Origin of the sequence: Dactylosporangium sp. CA-092794, assembly GCF_050948465.1 — a bacterium.
In the GTDB taxonomy this organism is placed as follows: domain Bacteria; phylum Actinomycetota; class Actinomycetes; order Mycobacteriales; family Micromonosporaceae; genus Dactylosporangium.
On record NZ_CP192044.1, the window covers coordinates 5,343,735 to 5,367,800 of the forward strand.

At 72.2% G+C, this 24,066-nt stretch carries 19 protein-coding genes; 13 read left to right on the forward strand and 6 right to left on the reverse strand.

The window, feature by feature from the left end:
* The first annotated feature begins 4 nt into the window (after positions 1-4).
* Positions 5-1,015: a phosphotriesterase family protein gene (locus tag ACQPXD_RS23005; RefSeq protein WP_432841759.1), complete on the forward strand. Its 1,011-nt coding sequence runs from the start codon at positions 5-7 to the stop codon at positions 1,013-1,015.
* Positions 1,016-1,124: 109 nt separating this feature from the next.
* On the opposite strand, the gene ACQPXD_RS23010 is transcribed toward ACQPXD_RS23005, so the two are convergent.
* From ACQPXD_RS23010 to ACQPXD_RS23025, 4 genes are all read right to left on the reverse strand, one after another.
* Entirely contained in the window at positions 1,125-2,444 is a 1,320-nt protein-coding gene (locus ACQPXD_RS23010; protein ID WP_432841761.1) for a DUF222 domain-containing protein, read from the reverse strand.
* Between the two features lie 87 nt (positions 2,445-2,531).
* Entirely contained in the window at positions 2,532-3,131 is a 600-nt protein-coding gene (locus ACQPXD_RS23015; RefSeq protein ID WP_432841763.1) for a cysteine hydrolase family protein, read from the reverse strand.
* Positions 3,128-3,484: a cupin domain-containing protein gene (locus tag ACQPXD_RS23020; protein ID WP_432841765.1), complete on the reverse strand. Its 357-nt coding sequence runs from the start codon at positions 3,482-3,484 to the stop codon at positions 3,128-3,130. The genes ACQPXD_RS23015 and ACQPXD_RS23020 overlap by 4 nt, the downstream gene beginning before the upstream one ends.
* A 52-nt stretch (positions 3,485-3,536) precedes the next feature.
* Entirely contained in the window at positions 3,537-4,259 is a 723-nt protein-coding gene (locus ACQPXD_RS23025; protein WP_432841767.1) for a GntR family transcriptional regulator, read from the reverse strand.
* A gap of 160 nt (positions 4,260-4,419) precedes the next feature.
* Between ACQPXD_RS23025 and ACQPXD_RS23030 the strand changes: the two genes are divergently transcribed.
* From ACQPXD_RS23030 to ACQPXD_RS23080, 11 genes are all read left to right on the forward strand, one after another.
* Positions 4,420-5,742 (forward strand): Rieske 2Fe-2S domain-containing protein, encoded by a 1,323-nt coding sequence (locus ACQPXD_RS23030; protein ID WP_432841769.1) that lies wholly within the window; start codon positions 4,420-4,422, stop codon positions 5,740-5,742.
* Positions 5,735-7,201: a glutamine synthetase family protein gene (locus tag ACQPXD_RS23035; protein ID WP_432841771.1), complete on the forward strand. Its 1,467-nt coding sequence runs from the start codon at positions 5,735-5,737 to the stop codon at positions 7,199-7,201. Before ACQPXD_RS23030 ends, ACQPXD_RS23035 begins: the two co-directional genes overlap by 8 nt.
* Before the next feature lie 16 nt (positions 7,202-7,217).
* The gene (locus tag ACQPXD_RS23040; RefSeq protein ID WP_432841773.1) at positions 7,218-7,547 is read left to right on the forward strand and encodes a hypothetical protein; all 330 of its coding nucleotides are present in this window, start codon (positions 7,218-7,220) and stop codon (positions 7,545-7,547) included.
* Positions 7,541-9,865, forward strand: coding sequence for a N,N-dimethylformamidase beta subunit family domain-containing protein (locus ACQPXD_RS23045; protein ID WP_432841775.1), 2,325 nt, complete (start codon positions 7,541-7,543; stop codon positions 9,863-9,865). Before ACQPXD_RS23040 ends, ACQPXD_RS23045 begins: the two co-directional genes overlap by 7 nt.
* A gap of 141 nt (positions 9,866-10,006) precedes the next feature.
* On the forward strand, positions 10,007-11,050 hold the full coding sequence (locus ACQPXD_RS23050) for an extracellular solute-binding protein (RefSeq protein WP_432841777.1): 1,044 nt from the start codon (positions 10,007-10,009) through the stop codon (positions 11,048-11,050).
* Positions 11,035-12,681, forward strand: coding sequence for an amidohydrolase (locus ACQPXD_RS23055; RefSeq protein ID WP_432841779.1), 1,647 nt, complete (start codon positions 11,035-11,037; stop codon positions 12,679-12,681). Before ACQPXD_RS23050 ends, ACQPXD_RS23055 begins: the two co-directional genes overlap by 16 nt.
* The gene (locus ACQPXD_RS23060; protein ID WP_432841781.1) at positions 12,678-14,207 is read left to right on the forward strand and encodes a GMC family oxidoreductase; all 1,530 of its coding nucleotides are present in this window, start codon (positions 12,678-12,680) and stop codon (positions 14,205-14,207) included. The genes ACQPXD_RS23055 and ACQPXD_RS23060 overlap by 4 nt, the downstream gene beginning before the upstream one ends.
* Positions 14,207-15,244, forward strand: a complete 1,038-nt coding sequence (locus ACQPXD_RS23065; protein WP_432841783.1) for a phosphotriesterase family protein — start codon at positions 14,207-14,209, stop codon at positions 15,242-15,244. The genes ACQPXD_RS23060 and ACQPXD_RS23065 overlap by 1 nt, the downstream gene beginning before the upstream one ends.
* A gap of 486 nt (positions 15,245-15,730) precedes the next feature.
* Complete coding sequence (locus ACQPXD_RS23070; RefSeq protein WP_432838545.1) at positions 15,731-15,874, forward strand: hypothetical protein; 144 nt, start codon at positions 15,731-15,733, stop codon at positions 15,872-15,874.
* 392 nt (positions 15,875-16,266) lie between these two features.
* The gene (locus tag ACQPXD_RS23075; protein WP_432841785.1) at positions 16,267-17,511 is read left to right on the forward strand and encodes a hypothetical protein; all 1,245 of its coding nucleotides are present in this window, start codon (positions 16,267-16,269) and stop codon (positions 17,509-17,511) included.
* Positions 17,512-17,713: 202 nt separating this feature from the next.
* Positions 17,714-19,282 (forward strand): IS1182 family transposase, encoded by a 1,569-nt coding sequence (locus tag ACQPXD_RS23080; protein WP_432824780.1) that lies wholly within the window; start codon positions 17,714-17,716, stop codon positions 19,280-19,282.
* Positions 19,283-19,347: 65 nt separating this feature from the next.
* Here ACQPXD_RS23080 and ACQPXD_RS23085 read toward each other — a convergent pair whose 3' ends face one another.
* Both ACQPXD_RS23085 and dpgC read right to left on the reverse strand, forming a co-directional pair.
* Positions 19,348-21,585, reverse strand: a complete 2,238-nt coding sequence (locus ACQPXD_RS23085) for an ATP-binding protein (RefSeq protein WP_432841787.1) — start codon at positions 21,583-21,585, stop codon at positions 19,348-19,350.
* A gap of 231 nt (positions 21,586-21,816) precedes the next feature.
* Positions 21,817-23,133, reverse strand: a complete 1,317-nt coding sequence (gene dpgC / locus ACQPXD_RS23090) for a (3,5-dihydroxyphenyl)acetyl-CoA 1,2-dioxygenase DpgC (protein WP_432841789.1) — start codon at positions 23,131-23,133, stop codon at positions 21,817-21,819.
* Between the two features lie 102 nt (positions 23,134-23,235).
* Here dpgC and dpgD point away from each other — a divergent pair, with 102 nt between their 5' ends.
* Positions 23,236-24,039, forward strand: coding sequence for an enoyl-CoA-hydratase DpgD (gene dpgD, locus ACQPXD_RS23095; RefSeq protein WP_432841791.1), 804 nt, complete (start codon positions 23,236-23,238; stop codon positions 24,037-24,039).
* The last annotated feature ends 27 nt before the right edge of the window (positions 24,040-24,066 follow it).

Here is a 24,066-nt window from a genome sequence, read left to right on the forward strand (position 1 = left end):
CGCCATGGATCAGGTGTGGTCGGTCACCGGCCCGCTCGGCCCCGAGGATCTCGGGCTGACCCTCACCCACGAGCACGTCTTCATCAACATGACCCCGACCGAGCCGCGCGACGGCTACATGACGGTGTGGGACGAGCGCGAGCGCGACATCCGCCGTTTCGCCGAGCGCGGCGGCACGACGCTGTGGGACGTCACCAACGGGGAGCTGAGCGATTACGCGGCGCCGGTCTACTACGACCGGGACCCGGCGCACCAGGTGCAGAACCCGCGCACCGGATCCCGTTCGGTCGCCAACGTGCTGGCCACCAAGGAGATGGCCGAGCGGACCGGCGTCAACGTGATCCTCGGGACCGGCCATTATTTCGAGGCGTACTTCGACCAGCGCTGGTGGGAGCGCACCAGCACCAACCAGATCGCCGACTATCTCATCGCCGACCTGCTCGAGGAGATTCCCGGCACCGGCGTGCGGGCCGGCTTCCTCGGCGAGATCGCCTCCGACAAGCCCCGGATCACCACCAACGAGGAGCGCTCGTTCCGGGCCACCGGCCGGGCCGCCGCCGAGACCGGCGTGCTGGTGAGCACTCACGCGCCCACATTCCCGACCGGCGAGGCGCAGATCGACATCCTCACCGCGGAGGGCGTCGCGCCGGAGCGGATCGTGATCGGCCACACGGACACGGTCAAGAACGTGCAGTACTCGATCGACCTGCTCAACCGCGGCGTCTACATCCAGTACGACTGCATGATGGCCTGCAAGATCGGCGGCACGCTGATCGTCCCGGAGCTGCGGCGCCGGGTCGAATACCTCAAGTACCTCGTCGACCGCGGCTTCGCCGGGAGGATCCTCCTCGCGCAGGACGTCAGCCAGCGCTCGCACCAGGCGGAACTGGGCGGCCCGGGGATGTGCTTCCTGTTCGAGGAGTTCGCCGAGCACGCGGTCGCGGCCGGCATCGAGCCCGAGGTCCTGGCGATGATGACCACCGACAATCCGAGACGGGCGATGTTCGGCCGATGAGCCGGCCGTCAGGGTGGTCGCCGCGCTCACAGCCGTCCGGCCGGCGCAAACCCTCCCCGCCGAGTAGTGCCGGGCAAAGCGGTATGCGCTGGGGCGCCACGGGGCGCGTCTAGGCCGCCAGCCGGGTCAGCGTCGCGTATCGCCCGGTGCGTGCCCGGCTGGGGCCGAGTTCGTACGGCGTGCCGTCGGGCCTGGTGATGGCGACGGTGCCGCTGCCGGGGTCGTACCGTATGCCCCAGCCGCGTTCGTGGACGCTGACGTGGTGGTAGCGGCACAGGATGACGAGGTTGTCGATGTCGGTGGCGCCGTTGTCGCGAATCCAGGTCCGCAGGTGGTGGCTGTCGCACCAGTTCGCCGGCATCCGGCAGCCGGGCCATCGGCAGTGCGGGTCCCGGGTGGCCAGTGCCCGCCGCAGTGCCGGCGGGGTGTTGCGGTACGCCCGCCCGAGCTTGAGCGGCAGCCCGTTGTCGGGGTGCTGCCAGACCTGTTGCAGGTTGGCGTCGCAGCTGAGCCGGGCCGCGAACGCGTCCGGGATGACGCCGTATCCGGTGAGCACGGCCGGCCCGTCGGCAGCGTCGGCGTCCGCGGCACCGCGGGCTCGGTCTGTGGCTCGGTCTGTCGCCTGGTCGGTGCCGTGGTCGTGGAGCGCTGCGTAGCGCCGTACCGGCATGAGCACGGCGAGGTGCGGCCGGACGCCGGCCACGACGGGCGCGCGTCCCTCCCGTAGCACGGTGTTGAGCAGGTCGGCGAGGGAGTCGTGCCGGCGCTGGGCCGGGCTGCGTTCGTCGTCGGGCGCCGGTGCTTTCGTGAAGGTGTCGAGGGCGGTGGTGAGCAGCACGCCGGTTTCGGGGTCGAGGATGCCGCGGAGCTTCCACATGTCGCCGGCCCGGGCGACCGTGACACCGCGGCGGCGGTGCTGTTCCTGGGCGGGGATGCGTTTGTCGCGGATGACCTCGTCGATGAGCCGTTCGCAGGTCTCGCGGACGGCCTCGGGCTCGTGCCCGCGGGCGATGGCGACGAGGGGCTCCTCGGCGCTCTCGACGACCTCGTCGCCGATCTCCCGGGCGGTGAGCCCGATGCGGTCGACGTGTTCGCGGGTGACCTCGCCGGCGTCGAAGGCGGCCTCGAGGCTGGGCAGGAGGCGGATGGTGGCGGCGGCGCGCATGCGGCTGGTGGCGGCGGGGCCGGAGAGCCGCCCGTATGCCTGGATCCATTGTTTGGTGGTGCTCCACCCGTCGGCGCGGCCGAGTTTGCGGTCGTCGAACGCGCCGACGTAGCGGGCGATGGCGGCGTCGAGCTGGTTGGCGTGGCGCAGCAGATCGAGCAGCGCCGTGCGGAGTGCGGTGTCGTCGAGCGTGGCGGGGTCGTGTTCGACGAGCGCGGCGATTGCCTCGCCGACCCGGCCCACACACCCCTGGTTCGAACCCATGTTCGAACCATAGTCGCGCCCACCGACATTCCGCGGAGCCAGCTACGGTACGTGTGCGGGCCGCCACCATGTGATGGTCGCGGGGCCTCAGGCGGTGAGCCAGGCGAGCACCTGATCGCTGGTGACGAGGGCGTCGCGCTGCAGGTACGCGACGGCGCGCAGCGCGGCGTCGTGGGCCTCCCGCGAGGACCCGCCGACGCAGTCGGTGAGGACCCGCACCCGGTAGTCGTGCTGGTGGGCGTCGACGGCCGTGTAGTGGATGCACACGTCGGTCAGCCCGCCGATGAGCAGGACCGTCTCCGCCTTGTACGCCTTGAGCACGATCTCCAGCTCGGTGCCGAAGAACGCCGAGTAGCGCCGCTTGCGGATGAGGAACTCCTCCGGGCGCGGGCGGACCCACGGCGCGAGCTCGGTCTCCGGCCAGCCCTCGACGCAGTGCGGGCCTTCGGAGCCGTCGAGCTCGCGGCCGATGTCGATCAGGCCGGGCTTGTGGACCTCCTGGACGAACACGACCGGGACGCCGTGCTCGCGGCACGCGTCGATGAGCCGCTCGACCCGCCCGGCCCGCTCCCGCCGGCCGCCCATCTGGGCGATCTCGGAGCGCGACTCCTCGTCGGGCACCTCGCCGCCCTGGATGTCGACCACGAGGAGCACGGCGTTGCCCACGACGGCCGGAGGGGTCGTCATGACTTGTAGACCACGTAGACCTTGCGCAGCGTCTCGTGGATCGTCCACGTGCCGCACCAGCCGATCGGGAAGTACGCCGTCGTGCCCGCGGCGACCTCGGTGGGCTCCTCGCCGTCGCGCTGGACGGTCATCCGGCCCGAGACGACGTGGATGATCTCGCCGCGGGTGAGGAACTCCCACCGCGACGCGCCCGGGTCGCTCTCCCAGACGCCGGAGATGACGGTGCGCGCCTCGTTGGCGAAGTCGACCCGGCTGCGCACCAGGATCTCGCCGCTCAGGGGTTCCGCGCTCGGCGGTCCGAGGGGCTTCTCGTCGAGTCCGGTGGCCGCGCTGGGGACGTTGGTGAGCGTCATGGACACGGACACTATCGGACTGGATGCGAAAGCGTCTAGATTGTATCCAACACTAGCCGCGGAAGACGGTGGAGGAGCGCAGTTCGTACCAGCGGGCGAGCTGCTCGCCGGCCTTGATGACGTGCTGGCGCATCTCGTCGGCGGCCCCCTGGGTGTCGCCCTCGGCCAGCGCCCGCACGATGCGCTCGTGCTCGTGGAAGTTCTCGTCGCGGTGCCGGCTGTCGTTGACGATCAGCTGCGCGGACACGTTGCGGGGGAAGGTCTCGTTGATGTCGTTGATCGCCTTGGCCAGCCGCGCGTTGCCGGCGATGCTGGCGATGAGCGTGTGGAACACGTCGTTGCCGCGGTGGTCGGGCTGGTCGGGCGTGGTGCCGGTGCTGCGGGCCAGCGAGTAGTCGTACATCTCCTGGTTGGCCGTGCGCAGCTGGTCGACCTGGTCGCGGGTGATCCGGCGCACCGCGCGGGCGGCGGCGAGCGCCTCGAGCTCAGCCCTGACCTCGTACGCCTCGCGGACGTCCCACGGCGCCGGGACGCTGACCACGGCGCCCTTGTTGGGCAGCACCTCGATCAGTCCGCTGGTCTGCAGCTGGCGCAGCGCCTCGCGCACCGGCGTGCGGGAGACGCCGAAGTCGCTGGCCAGCTCCGCCTGGCGCAGCTGCGCGCCGATCGGGATGTCGCCGGTCATGATGCGGTTGCGGATCCGATCGGCGAGGTCGTCGACGAGGGCCGCACCCGTCTTCCGTGTCGCCGCCAGCTCGCCGGACTCGATGGTCAAGCGGCCACTCTCCTCTTGTCGCCGGGCATGCCCGCGTAGATGACCCACGATACCAGAGCGCGATGACATGGACCCACTTGGCGTCACCCTGGGTATCTTTACTTCCATCGGGGATACGAAGTCGTTAGGATTGTATCCACAGTGCCCAGTGGAGGTAGCCGTGCTGCGACAGGCCGACAACGACAAGCTCACGCGGACCGGGCCCGGCACCCCGCTGGGCGGGCTCATGCGCGCCTACTGGCAGCCGGCCGCGCTGGTCTCGGAGATGCCCGCCGACCGGCCGGTCAAGGCGATCCGCCTGTTCGGCGAGGACCTGGTGCTCTTCGCGCGCGGTGGCGGGTGGGGCCTGATCAGCCGCTTCTGCGCGCACCGGGGCGTGGACCTGGCCTTCGGCCGGCTCGAGGACGGCGGGCTGCGCTGCCTCTACCACGGCTGGCTGTACAACGCCGAGGGGCGCTGCGTGGAGCAGCCCGCCGAGCCGCCGCACAGCCGGTTCCTGGACAAGATCCGGCTCGCCAGCTACCCGTGCGTGGAGCGCAACGGCATCATCTTCGCCTACCTCGGGGCCGGCGAGCCGCCGCCGTTCCCGGCGTACGACTGCTTCACCGCGCCCCGGGAGTACACCTTCGCCTTCAAAGGGCTCTGGGAGTGCAACTGGCTGCAGGGCCTGGAGGGCGGCATCGACCCCAGTCACGTCTCGTTCCTGCACCGGTTCGTGGGCGAGGACCCGCGCGACGTCTACGGCCAGCAGTTCAGCGAGGAGGTCGAGGGCACCGGCACCAAGCTGTCCAAGCTGGTCGGCGACCACTTCCGGCCCGACATCGAGGTGGAGGACGCCGAGCACGGGCTGCGCGTGTTCGCGGTCCGGCAGCTCACGGAGGAGATCAAGCACGTCCGGGTGACGAACCTGCTGTTCCCCAACGCGTTCGTGGTGCCGTTCGGCAACACCAAGGTCTTCACCCAATGGCACGTGCCGATCGACGACGAGCACCACTTCTGGTACATGATCTTCTACGACTTCGCGGAGCGGACCGACCAGGAGACGCTGCTGCGGCAGCGGCTGGAGGGCGTCTCCCTGCCGGACTACCGGCCGCTGCGCAACCGCTCCAACAACTGGGGCTTCGACCCCGCCGAGCAGCGCGACCTGACGTACACCGGCATGGGCCTGGACATCAACGTCCACGACCAGTGGGCGGTGGAGAGCATGGGCCCGATCCAGGACCGCACCGTGGAGCGGCTCGGCTCGTCCGACCGGGCCGTCACCGCCAACCGGCGGCTGCTGCTGCGCGCGATCGACGCGTTCCAGGCCGGCGGCGCGCTGCCCGCGCACCCGCTCGACGAGGCGTCGGCGGCCCGGCTCGTCGGCCCGCACGCCGTCGACATGATCTCGCCCAGCGACGGGTGGCAGGAGCGCTGGCCGGAGAAGGAGGCCGAGCGCCGGCACAGCTCGCCGTGGTTCCGGTCGGAGGTGGCCGGTGCGTAACGCCGACGAGCGCAACGTCGCCGAGGGCGGCGGCGGGGTCAGCGCCCGGCCGATGCTGGCCGGCGACCGCGGCGGCTTCATCGACCGGCACGACCTGTGGACCGAGGCGCAGTACGCGGCCGCCGCCCAGATGCGCCGGGTGATCGACGAGCTGGGCATCGAGATGGTCCGCTTCGGCTTCGCCGACCAGCACGGCATCGTGCGCGGCAAGACGGTCACCCGGGCCGCGGTCGCGGCGGCGATGCGCTCGGGCCTCACCGCGCCGAGCTCCCTGCTGCTCAAGGACACCTCCGGCAAGTCGGTGTTCCCGGTCTTCGCCGACGACACGGGGGTCGGCGTGGCCGGCTTCGCGGGGGCCGGCGACATCGTGCTCGTCCCCGACCCGGCCTCGTTCCGGGTCGTACCGTGGGCACCGCGCACCGGCTGGGTCCTGTGCGACGTGCGCTTCCCCGACGGCCGGCCGGTGCCCTTCTGCACCCGCAGCCTGCTCCGCGGACGGCTGGCGGCCCTCGCCGCGAGTGGCTACCGGATGACCGTCGGCGCGGAGCTGGAGTTCCACGTCTTCCGCGCCGACGGAGCACCGACGACCGCCGGGTCCCAGCTGCTGCACGAGGAGACCCTCGACAGCCTCGACGAGCTCGTCCAGGCGCTGTACACCGGGCTGTCCTCGCTCGACCTGCCGCTGCGCTCGCTGGAGCTGGAGTTCGGGCCGAGCCAGCTGGAGCTGACGATGGAGGCGGCGGACGCGGCGGTGACCGCCGACGCGGTGCTGGTGTGCCGCACCGCGGTCCGCCAGATCGCCCGCCGGCGGGGCTTCCACGCCACCTTCATGTCCCGGCCACAGGGCGCTGACTCGGCGTCCACCGGCTGGCACTTGCACCAGTCGCTGACCGACGTGCGCACCGGCCGCGGCGCGTTCGTGCCCGAGGCCGGCGAGGCCGGGCCGCTGTCCGCCACCGGCCGCTCCTACCTGGAGGGCATCCTGCACCACGCCGCGGCGGCGGCCGCGTTCACCACGCCGACCGTCAACGGCTACAAGCGCTACCAGCCGTTCTCGCTCGCCCCGGACCGGATCGCCTGGGGCGTGGACAACAAAGGCGCGATGGTACGGGCGGTCGGCGGCCCCGGCGACCCGGCCACCCGGCTGGAGAACCGGTCCGGCGAGCCGGCCGCCAACCCCTACCTGTACATTGCCGCGCAGGTGATCAGCGGACTGGACGGCATCGCCCGCGGGCTGGCGCTGCGCCCGCCGACGACCAGCCCGTACGCCGCACCCGCGGCCCCGCTGCCCCGTTCGCTGGGCGAGGCGGTGGCGGCGCTGGAGGCCGACGAGGCATTCCGCGAGGCGCTGGGCTCCGTGGTGGTCGACTGGTACGCCCACCTGAAGCGGGCGGAGTTCGAGCGCTACCTGCTGCACGTCTCCGACTGGGAGCAGCGCGAGTACTTCGGCATGTTCTGACGCACGGGAGCACACAATGGCGTTGTCGGTCCAGGATGAGTGGATTCTCCAGCAGCGGGTCAGGCCGCTGGTGACGGCCGAGCTGATCGCGGAGGCGGCGGCCCGCCCCACCGGGCCCTACTCCCGCGACCTCGTCGACGTCATGGACTTCGTCCGGCGCAACCCCGACCCGGACCGGCCGCGGTACCTCATCGTCAAGACACCCGGCGGGTTCGCCGTCGCGGTCCGCCCGCCCGTCCGTGGCGGGGCCCCGCGGCTGCTCGACGACCGGCGGCACGCCACCCGGGACGAGGCCGAGCACGCCGTGCTCGTCCACCGGCTGCACGACTACGGCCTCACATGGTGAGCGCGGGCTACACCGACCGGGTCTCCTACCGGCCCGGCGACACGGTCCGGCTGGCGGTCAGCACCACGGCCGCCGGCTGGACCGCCGAACTGGTCCGCCTGCAGGCCCTGGCCATCCCGTCGGCGGGCGTCGAGCGCCGCCAGGAGCGGGTCGCCGCCGTGGCACCCGTCGCCGGCGCCGGTATCGACCAGCGGACCGCGCCCGGCTCCTACGTGCGGGTCGACGACGTGCCCGGCGCGGGAGCGCAGGGGCTGGTCGTGGCGCTCGCCGCGATGCCGACCCGGCCCGGGGCCGAGGCCCAGGAGCTCCTGGCGCACGGGTGCCCGGAGAACGGCTCGGGCTGGGCGATCGGTCTGGACGCCGGGGGACGGTTCACGCTGCGGGTCGCCACCGGCGCCGGTTCCGCGGAGGTCGTCGCCGGGCCCGTGCCGGTGGCCGGCTGCTGGTACGAGCTGACCGCGGTCATCGGCGCGCGGGCCGGGGACGCGCTGGCGCTGACCGTCGCGGCGGCCGGCACCTTCGAGGCCAATCACGTGGTACGCCGGCCGGCATCGCCGGCGACGGCGCGCTCGACGCTGCCGGGTGCCCCCGTGCCGGCGGCCGGGCCACTGTTCTGGGCCTGCGCCGGGATCGGCCCGGACGGCGCGCCGGTGCGGCCCTACGACGGGCGGATCGAGAGCCCGGTCCTGGTCGCCGACGCCGCGGCCGACGCCGGCGACGCAGCGGCCGGCGGATCGCGGGCGCGGCTGGCCCGGCACCCGGCGCTGCTGGCCCACTGGGATCTCGCGGCGGCGATCGGCCGCGGCGGGATCGGCGACACCGGCCTGGTGCGCGACGCCGGGCCGCGCGGGCTGCACGGCGCTGCGGTGCACCACCCGCAGCGCGCGGTGCGCTCCTCGGGCTGGACCGGCGACGTCACCGACTTCCGGTTCGCGCCCGAGCAGTACGCCGCGCTGCACTTCCACCGCGACGACATGACCGACTGCGGCTGGCGGTTCCAGGGCGAGGTGGTCCTCCCGGCGGACCTGCGCAGCGGCGTCTACGCCCTGGAGGTGATCGATGACGACGGCGGCCGCGACACGGTCCCCGTCCTCGTGGCGCCGCCCGCGGGCACGGCGACCGCGCCGCTGCTGCTCGTGCTGCCGACCAACAGCTACCTGGCGTACGGCAACGACCACGTCGGCGTGGACAGCCCGCGCACCCAGGTGTGGAGCCAGATGGTGCCGACGCTGGACGACTTCGAGCTGTTCCGCGACGCACGACGGGAGCTGGGCTACTCGCTGTACGAGACGCACGCCGACGGCTCGGGCGTGTGCTACTCCAGCTGGCGCCGGCCGCTGTTGACCATGCGCGAGCGGGCCTACGACCACAACGCCCCGGTCTGGCAGTTCACCGGCGACATGCAGCTGGTCGACTGGCTCGACCGCACCGGCCGGGACGTCGACGTCGTCACCGACCACGACCTGCACGCGCAGGGCGCCGGCCTGCTCGCGCGGTACCGGGCGGTGCTGACCGGCACCCACCCCGAGTACCCGAGCCTGGAGATCCTGCGGGCGTACGAGGAGTACGTCGCCGATGGCGGGCGGCTGGTGTGCACCGGCGGCAACGGCATGTACTGGGTGACCGCCTACGACCCGGGCGACGACCAGGTGGTCGAGGTGCGCCGCTGGGGCGGGACGCAGGCGTGGCTGGCCGAGCCGGGGGAGTACCACCTCGGCTTCACCGGCCACCAGGGCGGGATCTGGCGGTTCAGCGGGCGGGCGCCGCAGAAGACCTTCGGGGTCGGCTTCGTGGCCGCCGGCAACCCGGGGGCGTCGGCCGGCTACCGCCGGGTGAGCACCGATCCGGCCGTCGCCTGGGTCTTCGCGGGACTCTCCGGTGAGGACTTCGGCGGGTACGGCGTCGCGGGCGGCGCGGCCGGGCTGGAGATCGACTCGGCGAGCCCCCCGCTCGGCACGTCACCCGACGCCGTGGTGCTGGCCACCTCGGTCGGTCACGGCGACGACATGCTGGAGGCCCGGGAGAACTTCAACATGACCAGCCGGGTGCTCGGCGGGGCCCGCAACCCCCGGGTCCACGCCGACCTCGTGCTCGTGCCCCGCGCGGGCGGGGGAGCGGTGTTCTCGACCGGCTCCATCGCCTTCGCCGGCGCCCTCGGCGACCGCGACGGCGAGGTCTCTGTCCTGCTCGGCAACGTCCTGGACCGCTTCGTCGCGGGCGGGCCGGTGCTGGATACAGCGCCAGCCGGGGATACAACGCCGGCCGGGGATACGGCGCGGGCCGGGGACATAACGCCAGCCCGGGATACATCGGCGTAACGAGACCGAGACCAGCAGGCGATTGTGTGGATGCATAGCTTGAAACTAGGATCCAATCATGGCGTAAGTGGATACAACCGAGTGGAGGACCTCTTGCGCGTACTCCGGCACCATCGCAGCGGCACACGCCGCCGATTCAGCTTGGCGCTCATCGCCGGGGCAGCGCTTGCGCTCGCCCTGAGCGGCTGCGCGTCCTCCGACAAGACCGCCGGCTCCGACGGGTCCTCTTCCCCGCTGAGCGGGAAGATCGTCTGGGCGGACTTCGGCGGCCCGACCAACAAGGCGCGGTACACCACCTATTTCGACGACTTCACCAAGCAGACCGGGGTGAAGGTCGTCTCCGAGGTCGAGAGCGACGCCGTCGCCAACACCATGCTGACCGGTGGCAAGGGCGCCTACGACGCCATCCACGTCGGACTCGACACCGTCTACCGCTACAAGGCCAACATCGCGGCGCTCGACGCGGGCGTCGCGCGCGACACCAACCTGCCGGCCAACATCCGCGACTACGCGTTCGGCACCTTCTACGTCGGGCACGTCCAGGCGTACCTCACCGCGACCTTCCCCGGCGGCGGCCCGCAGACCTGGGCCGACTTCTTCGACGTGGCGAAGTTCCCCGGCAAGCGCGGCTGGATGGGCAGCCCGGGCAGCTACGACAGCGCCTGCGAGATCGCCGAGCTGGCCTCGGGCATCGCGCCGGACAAGTTGTACCCGCTCAACTTCGACGTGTGCACGAAGAAGCTCAACGAGCTGCGGCCCAACATGGTCTTCTACACCTCGTACCCCCAGATCCAGCAGCTGCTGACGTCCAAGACCGCGGCCGTCGTGGCCGGGCCGTCGGGCCAGGCGTTCGCCCTGAAGAACCAGGGCATCGACGTCACCATCTCCTGGAACCAGGCGATCGTGGCGCCCAACGTGATGACCATCCCGGCGAGCGCGCCGGACATGAAGAACATCCAGGCCCTGGCGAAGGTGTTCAACGAGCCGCAGCGCCAGGCCGCGTTCGCCAAGGCGACCGGCTACGGCCCCGGCAACCCCGACGCGTTCACGTCCATGGACGACGCGACCAAGGCGGTCATCGTCAACTCACCCACGCACACCCAGATCGTGCACCAGAACTCCGAGGAACGGGCCAAGCAGACCGACGACCTGCTGGCCTGGTACACCAAGTGGCTCGCGGGCTGAACGACGTCCTCGTGCTCGGCCGGATCCACACGATGGATCCGGCCGGCGCACACGCCGAGGCCATGCTCGTCTCCGGCGGCCGCGTCGCCGCCGTCGGGGACGCCGCCGGGCTGCGCGCGGCGGCCCCGGCCGGCACCCGGGAGGTCGAGGCGCTCGGCGTCGTCGTGCCGGGCTTCCTCGACTCCCACCTGCACACCCTGATCGCCGGCGTCGAGCGGCGCCGGCTCGTCATCGCCGAGGCCGGCTCCGTCGCGGAGGTCTGCGACCGCATCGGCGCCTGGCTCGCGGCGCGGCCCGGATCGGACTGGGTCGTCGTCGGCGCCCACTTCCACGCCGAGGACCTCGCCGAGGGCCGGCTGCCCGACCGCTACGACCTGGACAGAGTTACCGGCGGCACTGTCACCGGCGGCACTGTCACCGGGGGCCCCGCGGTCGTGCTGGACCGGCGCACCCACGACGCGATCGCCAACTCCGAGGCGCTGCGCCGCTGCGGCATCGACGCCCGCACCCCGGACCCCGCCGGCGGCCATATCGAGCGCGACGCGCGCGGCGAGCCCACCGGCATCCTCATCGAGCGCCCCGCCGCCGACCTGGTCATGGCCCACGTCCCGCCGCTCGGGCCGGCCGACCTGCGCGATGCGCTGGCCGAGGCGCAGCCCTACCTGCACAGCCTCGGCATCACCAGCGCCAGCGAGCCCGGTCTCGTCGAGCAGGAGCTGCGGGTGTACCGCGAGGCGGCGGCCGACGGCCGGCTCACGCTGCGCACCATGGGCATGCCCCTGGCCCGGCCCGGGGTGCCGCCCGCGGAGCTGCTGGCCGGGCTCGGCGACCACGGCCGGTTCCGGACCGGTCCGCTGAAGATCTACCTCGACGGCGCCGGCGGCTTCGGCACCGCGCTCATCTCCCGGCCGTGGCCCGGCCGCGGGGAGTACCGCGGCAACCTGACCTGCCCGGCCGACGTCTTCGACGAGCTGGTCTCCTACTGCGCGGATCACGGGCACTCCGTCGCCGTGCACGCCGTCGGCGACGCCGCCGTCACCCTCGCCCTGGACACCTTCGAGCGGGCCGCCGCGCGCCGGCCGATCGCGGGCCTGCGGTTCTCGGTCATGCACTCGTACCTGTGGCCGTCGCGCGCCGACATGGCCCGCGCCGCCCGGCTGGGCGTGCTGCTGTCCAGCCAGCCGTCGATGCAGTGGCGCGTCGGCGCGGGCATCGCCGACCAGTTCGGCGACGACGTCCCGCTCGCGCCGCTGCGCGACTGGCTCGACGCGGGCGTGACCGTCGCCGGCGGCTCCGACGGGCCCGACTTCCCGATGGCGCCGCTGTTCGGCATGTGGCAGGCCCGCAGCCGCCGGGTCCGCGGCCGCGAGGGGCCGCTCGGGCCGGAGCAGGCCGTCACCGCGCGGGAGGCGCTCGCGATGTACACCACGTCGGCCGCGTACTACTGCTTCGCCGAGCACGAGCGGGGCCGGCTCGCCCCCGGCTACCTCGCCGACTGGGCCGAGCTGGACGTCGACCCGCTCACCGCGCCGCTCGACGAACTGGCCGACGCCGCCGCCCGGCCGGTGCCGCGCACGGTCGTGGGCGGCGCGGTGGTCCACGGCCCCGACTTCGAGGAGGAACCAGCGTGACCGATCAGCTGCCGGCCGAGGCCGGTACCGTCGTCGTCGGCGGCGGCACGAGCGGCAACGTCATCGCGGCCCGGCTCGCCCGGGCCGGCCTCGACACGCTCGTGCTGGAGGCCGGGCCGGACTTCGGCCCGTTCGGCTCCAGCGCCTGGCCCGCCGACATCCTCGACGCGACCCGGCTCGGACACTCCAACGACTGGGGCTACGACTCCGGCGACACCCTGCCCACCCGGGTCGCCTTCGAGCGGGCCCGCGCCATCGGCGGCTGCTCCGACTTCAACGGCACCACGCAGACGTGGGGCCACCGGCGCGACTACGACGACTGGGCCGCCGCCGGCAACCCGGGATGGGGCGCCGACGAGCTGCGGCCGCTCTTCGACGAGGGTACCCGCATGATGCGGGTCAAGCGGTACCGCGCCGACGAGCTCACCCCGTGGCAGCGGGCCTGGTACGACGCCGGCACCACCATCGGCCTGCCGCAGCTTTCGACCCTCAACGAGCTGGACCAGACGACCGGCTTCGCGCCCGAGGACAACAACATCGTCGACGGCGTCCGGTGGAACACCGCCTTCGCGTACCTCGACCCCGTCCGCCACCTCGAGCACCTGCGGATCGTCGGGGAGGCGCACGTCGAGCGGGTCCTGGTCCGCGACGGCCGGGCCGCCGGCGTCTCGGTGCTGTGGCGCGGCGCACGGCACGTGGTCCGCGCCGGCCGCGTCGTGGTGTGCGGTGGCGCCTACAACTCGCCCCAGGTCCTGCAGCGCTCCGGCATCGGCGCCGCGACGATGCTCAAGGAGCTGGGCGTCGACGTGATCGCCGATCTGCCGGGCGTCGGCGAGAACCTGCACGACCAGCCGTTCCTGCTGATGAGCTGGGCCGGGTCCGGCGCGATGACCGCGGCGATGGACCGGCTGCGGGCCGGCGGCTGGGCCCCCGACGAGCAGGCGATGGCCAAGGCCGCGTCCAGCTTCGACCCGGACGTGTTCGACATGCACTTCCTGCCCTACAGCCCCACCCACCGCGGCGCGGAGAAGCGCTGGAGCTGCGGCGTCGGCGCGCTGCTGCCCCGCTCCCGCGGCCACGTCCGGATCCGTTCCCTCGACCCCGAGGCCAAGCCGCTCATCGACCACCGCTTCCTCAGCGACCCCGAGGGCCACGACGCGCGGGTCCTGGCCGAGGGCGTCGAGCAGCTGCGGGCCATCGCCGCCGCGCCCGGTATGCGCGAGCTGGTCGGGCGGGAGCTGCGCCCCGGGCCGGACCTCGCCGACCGCGCCGCCCTGGTCCACCACATCCGGGCCAACCCCGACAACTACTGGCACCCGGTCGGCACCTGCCGGATGGGGCCGGCCTCGGATCCGGCCGCGGTCGTCGGCAACGACGGCCAGGTGCACGGCGTCGCGGGCTGCTACGTCGCCGACTGCTCGATCATGCCGGCGATCCCGCGAGCCACCACGGCGATGCCGGCCGTCGTGATCGGCGAGCGGATCGCCCGCTTCCTGCTCGAGCTCCCCCGCGAGGTCTCCGCCTGATGCCCGTCCACACCGTGCTCGGTCCCGTCCCCGCCGAAACGCTCGGCCCCACCTCGATGCACGAGCACCTGCTCAGCGACCTGCGGATCTGGGCCAAGCCGTCGGCGGAGGCGCCGCCGGACGGGGTGCCGATCGGGCCGGAGCTGATGGGGTACCTGCGGTGGAACGCGCTATCGGTGCCCGAGAACCTCGTCCTGCACGACCCGGACGTCGCCGTCGCCGAGCTGGCGGCGGCCCGGGCGGACGGCGCCTCCGCGGTGGTCGAGCTGACCCTGCCCGGCATGGGCCGGCGCCTGGCCGAACTGCCGGACATCGCCCGCCGCAGCGGCGTCCACGTCTGCGTCGGCGGCGGCTGGTACGTCGAGCCGACCATGCCCGGCCACATCCGCCACGCCGGCGTCGACGAGCTCGCGGCCGGCATGGTCGAGGAGCTCACCGACGGCATCGCCGGCACCGGCATCCGCCCGGCGCTGCTCGGGGAGATCGGCACCAGCCACCCGATCACCGACGCCGAGTGGCGGGTGCTGCGGGCGGCCGGCCGCGCCGGCGCCCGGACCGGTGCCGCGGTCTACGTCCACCTGTCCTTCCGCGGCCGCGCCGGGCTCGCCGTGCTCGACGCGCTGGAGGCCGAGGGCATGCCGCCCGACCGGGTCGTCCTCGGCCACCTCGACGAGCACTTCGACCCCGCCTACCACGGCGAGATCGCCCGCCGCGGCGCCGTGCTCGGGTACGACACCTTCGGCTCGGACTTCTACTACGGTGATCCGGCCCTGCGCAACCCGACCGACGCGGAGCGCCTGGCCATGGTCGCCTGGCTCATCGAGCAGGGCTTCGCCGGCCAGCTCGTCATCGGCGCCGACGTGTGGACCCAGGCCAACCTGCGCCACAACGGCGGCAACGGCTATCAGCACCTGTTCCGCCGGATCATGCCGGCCATCGCGCGCCTGGCCACCACAGCGCGCCTGGCCGGCGGCGACGCCGACCTGGTCGACCAGATCACGGTCCACAATCCCCGCCGCCTGCTGAACCGCCCGTAACGCACCGCATGGTTCGGGTGGCAGTGCGGGTGCCGCACCAACCCATGCGGCCCGCTGTCGGTCAGGCCGGAGTGTCGGTGGTCCGAGTTGGACTGCAACTACATGATCTTCCTTCGTCAGGAACTGCGGCTTCTCTGAGGGATGATGGGAGCGAGTCCACATCGGACTGCTGGTGGATCTGGTAGTACCTCCTCGATGCGGCCGGCCTGCAGGTCCAGCTCGTCGACGCCCGTGGTGTCACGAACGTGCCCGGCCCCGGCCAAGACGGACAGGTTGGATGCGGTGTGGCCGGCCGATCTCGTCGGGAAGGGCATGCTGCGGCCCTCGTTCGTGCCGCCCGGCGCTAATCCGGGGGGCTACGCGATTGCACCTGGATGCGGGTGGACTTGGCCCGCGACTGGCAGTGGCTGGAGGAACTGCTCGAAGACGCGCTGATCAAGGTCACCGTGGTGGCCAGCAAGCTGCCGGTGGGAGATGCTGGACAGTGTGCGTGTCTTGCCGGCGGCGATTTCGATCGCCGCCGTATTCCACCCGGAGGACGACGACTACCTCGTCGACCGCGAGACCATCGTGATGCACTGCGAGGTCCCCGCCCGGCTGGACCTCGAACCGCCGTCCTTGAACGGATGACGCCCGAACAACTCGTCGGGCTGGCCATCGATGTTGCCCACGAAGGGCCGGCCGCCGGCGAACTGCCGGTGCCTGCCGGGAGTTCGGGCCGCGGATGTCTCCGTCGCGTGGCCAGTACACGACTGGGTCCCTCCTGCAGGTCTGCGCCCAGGCCGCGGCGTGGACCAAATTATGCTGTGCTCGCGGCACTCGGCGGCAGGATCGGGTCGCGAGGCTGCGGCGATGGTGACGGGTGACGGGAGACGGATGGCCTACTTCCGGATCGGCGGCGCCGTTTCCCAGCCGATCTGTTTGAGCCGGACCGCGGCGTAGGCCCGACTCGGGAGGCGGCAGTCGTGCGATACTTCGAACCTGCCTGAACGCGGGGCCGCTTGCCGGAGGCTGGTGAAGTAGTGCAGCAGGGGGCGCAGGTCGACGCGGGCGCTGCCGGTGCTGGCCAACTCGCCGAACAGGTGATGTCGGCGGGTGAGACCGCATTCTCTGAGGACGACCGCGGACAACTGCGGGCATCGGTTACGGCAGCGAACTCGGCTCTACAGGCCGCGACCGCACGCTTCCTGCGGCTGATCAACTTCGCTTTCGCGATTACTGCCGTTGCGTGGGCGGCCGCCGCGATCGTGGCACAGTGGTGGACCGACCTCGCCTGGCACGGCGTTGGTTTCGGCTGGGCGACGGTCGTCGGGCCGGCGACGGCGGCCTTCATTGTCGTCTGGTTCTATGCTGTCCCTTCCTTCGTGTTGCGGCTCGTGACGGACCGAAACCGCGGCTCACACGACCATGAGCCTCCCGGTGCACCAACCATGCCCCTTGTGCGTTGGCTGGGCGTAGCGATTTTGGCGGTCAATCTGCTTGGGATGCTTGTCGCCGCGGTCTGGTGTGGTGCCTGGGTGCTGTCCGGCGGCCTCGTCGGGCTTGCCCAGTCCATAGCCTTCGTGTTCGGTGGTCTCATCGTTGCTGTCGGGGTGGTCGGCGTCCCGTTCACGGTGATCTCGTACCGCTGGAGCCGTATGGACCCGCGCGACGAGTTGATCGTCGGCCTTGCCGGCTTCTATGTTGTCGCCGCGCAGCGCGGTGAGCGGTTGGCCAGCGATCTCGCAACGGTGCCACGATCGCTTGGCAGAGACGCTGCCCGGTGGCGCATCGACAGGAACGCGCGAGCCGTCTTCGGCACCGCCATCGCTCGGGCGGCGCGCCGCGTCGAGGATCGCCTGCATCAGGTTGCGCCCGGATCGGAATCGCAGATTCGGGCAGACCTCCGCAAGCTTGGCACTGGCATCGCCACGACGCTGCGGCAGCATGCCCGCGACGTGATTATCGGCGGCGTGGAACGCGACGATGACGTTGCCGAGCGGCTGCGCATCGCTCTTGCCGCTGCCGCCTGGGGTCGCTGGGAGGAACTCGCAACCGACTCGCAGACGCCCGGCGCCCAGCGGTTTCTGCGCAAGTTCGGAGCGCGGATGTTGACCGCCTTCGTACTGGCCACAGTTGGAATTCTCGGCCCGGTCCTGTTCCGCGACGAGCTTGGGTCAGTCGGCCAGCAGCTACGGATCACCCTGCTGGTCGCCGCGGCGCTGGTTCTCGTTGAGACGCCGAAATCCGCGCTGGACAAGGTCGCCGAGTTCTTGAAGGGCCGCTGACGGCCCGGTGTTGGAGGGCTTTCGACCGCTTGACTACCCACGTGCGGGGCCAGACCGCAATCAGCGAACGGTCCTAGCTAGAGCGTCGGCCAAGTATTCGTCGGATCTCTTCGGTGTGGCGCTGTTGAGGTGGCCAGCGCACGTGGTAGGCCGGGTTGGTGGGCGGTAGGCGCCTGTGTGGACCCGGGAGTGGGGTTGGTTGATGCGGCCGGGGGTGTGGCGTCCGGCGGTGGAGTTGTCGGCGGCTGAGGCGCAGATCGTTCGGCGGGTGCGGCGGGCGAAGCTGTTCGTGATGTTGCGGCAGCGTCGCCATGAGTTGTTCGACGAGCAGTTCCAGGAGGAACTGGCCGGGTTGTACGGGCCGGGGGTGAAGGGGCAGCCGCCGGTACCACCCGCGCGGTTGGCTCTGGCCACGATCCTGCAGGCGTACACCGGTGTCTCGGATGACGAGGTGATCGAGGCGCTGGTGATGGACCGGCGCTGGCAGTTGGTGCTGGACTGCCTCGACGTGCAGGAACCGCCGTTCGCGAAGGGCACGTTGCAGAATTTCCGCAACCGGCTGATCGGCGCGGACCTGGACCGGCGGTTGATCGAACGGACCGTGGAACTGGCCGCTACCCCGGCGGCGGGGCGGGCGTTGCGGGCGGCGTTGGACTCCAGCCCGTTGTGGGGAGTGGGCCGGGTCGAGGACACGTTGAACTTGATGGGACACGCCCTGCGCAAGGCCCTGGGTGTGATCGCGGTCCAGCAGGGGTGGGGGCTGGCCGAAGGAACCGCCGGGGGGATCGGGGTGCTGGCCGGGCAGGCCGGTGCGCCGGTCCTGGCCGGGTCGAGTCTGAAGGCGGCCCTGGACCTGGACTGGGACGACCCGGCCGCCCGCGACCACGCCCTGGCCACGGTGCTGGGGGCGCTGGAGGCGGTGGCCGGGTTCGTGGCCGCCCAGCCACAGCCGGCACCCGCCGCGGTGGCCGCGGTCGCGGTGGCCCGGCAGGTTCGCGACCAGGACGTGGACACCGATGCCGGCACGCTGCGTCGTGGGGTGGCCAAGGACCGGCGGATCAGCGTGGAAGACCCGGACATGCGCCACGGCCGCAAATCACGCTCCAGGCTGTTCGACGGGTACAAGCGGCACGTGCTGCGCGACCTGGACACCGGTCTGATCGCCGCGGTCGGGATCACCCCGGCCAACGTGCCCGAGGCGACGGTCACCGACGCCATCACCGCCGACCTGGCCGCCGCGGACACCACCCTGGCCGAGTTGCACATCGACCGGGCCTACCTGCCCTCCACGCTGGTCCGCGACCGCGGCGACACCCTGGCGATCTTCTGCAAGGCGTGGCGAGTCCGCAACAGCAACGGCCGCTACACCAAGACCGACTTCCGGCTGGATTTCGACCGCGGGCAGCTGACCTGCCCCAACCAGGCGACCATCCCGTTCACCCCGGGCAAGACCGTCACGTTCCCGAAGGCCACCTGCGCCGCCTGCCCGCTGCGGAGCCGGTGCACCACCAGCAGCAGCGGACGCAGCATCGCCGTCCACCCCGATGAGGCACTCCTGGCCGAACTCCGCGAGCGGCAGGCCACCCCGGCCGGGCGTGCGCAACTCCGCGAACGCGTCGCTGTCGAGCACGCCCTGGCCCACATCGGCCACTGGCAAGGACACCGCGCCCGCTACCGAGGCACCCGCAAGAACCTCTTCGACCTCCGCCGCACCGCCGTGGTCCACAACCTCCACATCATCGCCCGCCAACCCGACCAGACAGCCGCCTGATCGATTACTTGGCCGACGCTCTAGGCCGACTGATTGACGGAGACGCTGCGTGCGCGGTCAGCGTGTCACGCCGCGGTCGCCGGGTGGCGGGCTGCCCACGCGGCCATGTGTGCCCGTGAGCGAAGGCCCAGCACCGTACGGATGTTGCGGATGTGGGTCTCGACGGTGCGGACGGACAGGTGCAGGCGGTGGGCTATCTGCGAGTTCGTCAGCCCGTCCATGACCTGGCGCAGCACCTCCCACTCCCGCGAGGTGAGGGTTGCGTCCCGGCGCCGCGCGATCGCGGGCGCGCTCATCTCGCAGGCGTAGCGGACGGCCTGCTCGCGGCCCAGCTCACGGCCGAGCTGGGTGGCGGCGTCGGCGCGGGCCTTGGACAGGATGCCGGTGGCGAGACCGCGGGCCTCGTCGAGACGCTCGGACCAGGAGGGAAAGAGCAGCGCCGCGAAGCCGCGCTCACCGTCGGCCATGGCGAACAGGGTGAGCGCGCGTTCGAAGCTGTTCTCCCGCACCGCGCACAGGGCCAGGCCGAGGACCGAGTCGGAGGTTCCCAGCGCGTACGGGGCGGCGAGGATCTCCCGATAGCAGCCTCGCGCCCGGTCGATGTTCCCGGCTCCGAGCTCCAGCGCACCCAGGGTGAGCAGAGCCGCGCACAGATGCGGCACCGACGAGGCGGCCCGCAACACCGGGACGCTCCTGCCGAGCAGCCGGTGGGCTCCGTCTGTCCGGCCGTGCCGCAGCAGGTGCCGGGCGAGCTGCGCGCGGCACATAGCCGTGACGACTTCGTCGTCGTGCCGCCGCGCTATCCCGAAGGCGGCGAGCAGGTCGCGCCTGGCCGCTTCGAGGTCGCCGTACATCTCCTCGCTGACGCTCGACAACAGCAGGGTGCGTGCCAGCGGCAGGTCCTCACCGGCACGCCGGCCGGCGCGGACCGCCTCGGGAGCGAGGCTGAGGGCGTACCCGCCGTCGCCGTGCCAGCAGGCGAGACCGAGCGCACCCTCGTACGCCTGGGCCCGGTGGGCAGAGGCGGTGTCGGTGACCCGCAGGGCGTGGCCGACGATCGGCAGCGCCTCGGCCGAGTCCCCGCCGAGCTGTGTCTCGACCACGGCGAGCGCCCAGGACAGGCTCAGTTGGCGTACGTCGGAGGTCGGAGCCAGCCAGCGCAGCAGGGCGCGGATGGTCTCGCGCTCGCGGATCAGGCGGCGCAGCGCCGCGCGCGAGGCAGGCGTCCGGTGGTACACGTCGCGGGCGTGACCGGTGAGCCAGGTGGCCAGCCGGTCGAGGACGTCGTCGCGTTCTCCCGCGCGGGCCGCCTCGTGCCGGCCGAAGATGCGGACCGACGCCGGCACCACGAACTCGCCGGACCGGCCCTGCTCTGTGCGTACGATCGCCGCCAGCGACTTGGCTTCGAGACTCACCAGGAGTTCCGCCGCCGTACCCGCGAGATCCGGCCGACCGGAGCAGGCGACCCGCGCCGCGTCGATGGTGAAGGGACCGGGCAGCAGCGAAACCCGGCGGAACAGGGCCTGCTCCGGCTCGGCGAGGCCGTCGTAGCTCCACCGCACGCTCGCCGCCCAGCTGCGGTGGCGGACGTCCGAGGTGCGCCAGCCCTGGCCGAGCACCGACGGATCCCGGACCAGCTGCCGCGTGGCCTCGGCGACCGGAAGCGCCCGGAGCAGTTGTGCGGCGAGTTCCAGGGCAAGCGGCAACCCGTCCAGTATCACCGAGATCTCGCAGAGGCCGGCGACGTTGTCCGGGGTGAGGACGAAGTCACGGTCGGCGGCGCGGGCCCGGTCGACGAGGAGGCGGACGGCGTCGGCCCGCAGGCATTCGTCCGGGTCGGCCGCCATCGTCCGGTCCGGCAGGGACAGACCGGCGAGGCGGTAGGTGACCTCGCCGGGCAGCCGCCACGGCTCCCGGCTTGTCGTCATGATCCGCAGCTCGGGGAAGCGCGACAGCAGGCCGACGACGAGCGGGCCGCAGGTCTCCAGCACCCGCTCGCAGTTGTCCAGGACCAGGAGGTCCGCCCCGGAGGCGATGCGGCCTTCGGCGGTCCTCGCCAGCGACGGGACGATGTCGGGCGCGTCCAGCTGCGCCATCTCCGGGGCGCGGAAGTCGACGAAGACCGTGCAGCGGTGGTTGACGCGTTGCTCGCGTGCCGCCACCTCCAGGGCGAGGCGCGACTTCCCCGCGCCGGGGAGCCCGGTGAGGGTCAGCAGCCGGGCGTTGCGCAGCATCCGCCGGGTCTCGATCATGTCGTGCTCGCGCCCGACGAACGTGCTCAGCTTGGTCGAGTCGTCCGCCATGGGTATCGGGGTGCCGCTCTTGACCCGGCGCCGGTAGGCCCGCTGGCGGCAGGCGTTGGAGCAGTAGCGGGCTCCCGCGGGCCGCCGACCGGCCGGCTCCGCGCCGGGCAGTGAAGTGCCGCATACCCCACAGCTCATAGCGTCCCTTCGGCCTTCGGAGACTCGATGCCCCCAATAGACAGGAAAGGCGTTCATATGACGTTGATGCGGTGTATATGAGAGCGGCGGTGCTCACCGGCGTCGCGGCTCCTTGGCGAGCACATCGGGGGCGTAGACGCGCAGGGCCTGGTGCAGCGCGAAGGTCGCCAGATAGTTCCGGAGCTGGTCCACGGGCTCGTCCGCCTGGTTCAGGAGGCGGCGGTTCGCCGCGACGGCGGGGGCGGCCAGGCGGTCGGCGGCGGCCGTCACCGCCGCGTCCATGTCGGGCGGGCCGGCGATCTCGTCGAAGATGGTCCGCGCGCTTGCGTCGGTCGCGGCTATCCGCGCGCCGTCGAGGATGACCGCACGTGCGCGGCTGGCGCCGAGGAATCGGGTCAGGCGCAGTCCGGCCAGGCCGGGCACGATCCCCTCCTGGGCAGCGGGCAGGCTGAAGTACGCGTCGCCGGCCGCGACGACCCAGTCGCACACCAGCAGGATCTGGGCGCCGCCCCCGATGGCGAAGGAATCCACTGCGGCCAGCCACGGCTTCTGGACGGTCGCGGCGGACCAGGCCGGCGCGGCCAGGCCGCGGAAGATCTTGCTGAGGTAGCCGAGTTCCCGGGTGAGCAGGAAGTCCACGTAGGAGATCTTCCCGGCGTGCAGGTCGCGCAGGTTGATCCCGGCGCTGAACACCCGGCGACCGGCATACCGGGGGTGGGTCATCACCCCGCCGCGCAGCACGCCGACCCGTACACGCGGGTCGAGCAGGACCACGTCGACGAGCGTCTCCATGTCGGCGACGTGCCGGTTGTCCTCGGCGTTGAGGCAGTGCCCGTTGGTGATCGTGACGTGGCCCGCGGTGCCGCGACGGTCCAGCCGGGCGGCCTCCAGAACGATCTCGTCGGTGCGCTGGAAGTCGGCGAGCAGTTCCAGTGCCCGGGGGGTCGGCCGCAACATCGCGGTCATCAGGTGCTCACCCGCGGCCGGCGCGGCGAGCAGAGCGCTGAAGAGGATGCCCAGGTCGATCTCGCGACCCTCCTTGTCCCGCTGGGCGAGCTCGTTGTCGGCGGCCACCTGCTTCGTGGAGGGGACCAGGCCGGGGAAGAGCTGGCCGGCCAGGTCGGCCAGCTCGGCGAGCCGCAGCGAGGTGGTGGTGCCGTCGGTGAGTTCGTCGTAGACCCGTTCGGCGTGGCGGCCGAAGAACGCCGCGCGTACCCGCCGGGCGATGTCGTGCAGCAGGTCCGCCGCCGCCTGCTGGTCACCGTCGCGGGCGGGACGCGGCGGCATCGTGTCCAGCAGACCGTCGGCCTCGCACAGGTAGCCGCCGGAGGCGAGCCGGTCGGCCGGGAACGACCCGCGCAGGGCGGGCTCCGCCGCGATCCACCGGTTCAGCCGCTCGGTCAGCGTCATCGCACCAGCCTTTCCCATCGCCGCGGTCTTCCCCTCGGTGACGTCCGCCGTTACGGCCTCGGGCCGTTGATCGCCTCGCCGGGCGCCGACCACAATGGCGGTATGCCGGACCAGCCGCGAGTTCGCTACGAGAAGTCGGCGCACGTCGCCCGGGTGACGATCGACCGGCCGGAGGTGCACAACGCGCTGGACCTGCGTACCCACGAGGAACTGGCCGCGGTCTGGGACGATTTCGAGTCCGACGACGACCTGTGGGTGGCCGTGCTGTCCGGCGCGGGCTCGCGGGCGTTCTCGGTCGGCCAGGACCTCAAGGAACTCGCCGCGCTGCAACGCGCGGGCAGCGCCACCCCGGCCACCTTCGGCAGCCGGGGGAGGCCGGGATGGCCGCGGCTCACCGAGCGCTTCCATCTGACCAAGCCGGTGATCGCGGCGGTGCGCGGCTACGCCATCGGCGGCGGCTTCGAGCTCGCCCTGGCCTGCGACATCGTGGTGGCCAGCGAGGACGCCACCTTCGCGCTGCCCGAGGTGCGGCTCGGCCTGATCGCCGGGGCGGGCGGTGTGTTCCGGCTGAGCAGGCAGGCGCCGTGGAAGGCGGCCATGGGCCACCTGCTGACCGGTCGACCGTTGTCCGCCCGGCGGGCGTACGAACTGGGGCTGGTGAACGACGTGGTGGCGGCCGACGAGTGGGCGGGGTGCGTCGAAGGCTGGGTCGCCGACATCCTGCGCTGCGCGCCGCTCGCCGTCCGGGCCACCAAGGAGGCGGCGATGATGTCCGCGGCGATGCCGCTCGACCAGGCGTTCGGCACCCGATATCCCTGCGAGCAGCGCCGGATGCACAGCGCGGACGCCCGGGAAGGACCGCGGGCGTTCGCCGAGAAGCGGGCTCCCCGCTGGCAGGGGAGATGACGGCCGCTCCGCAGGCGTAACGGTGGC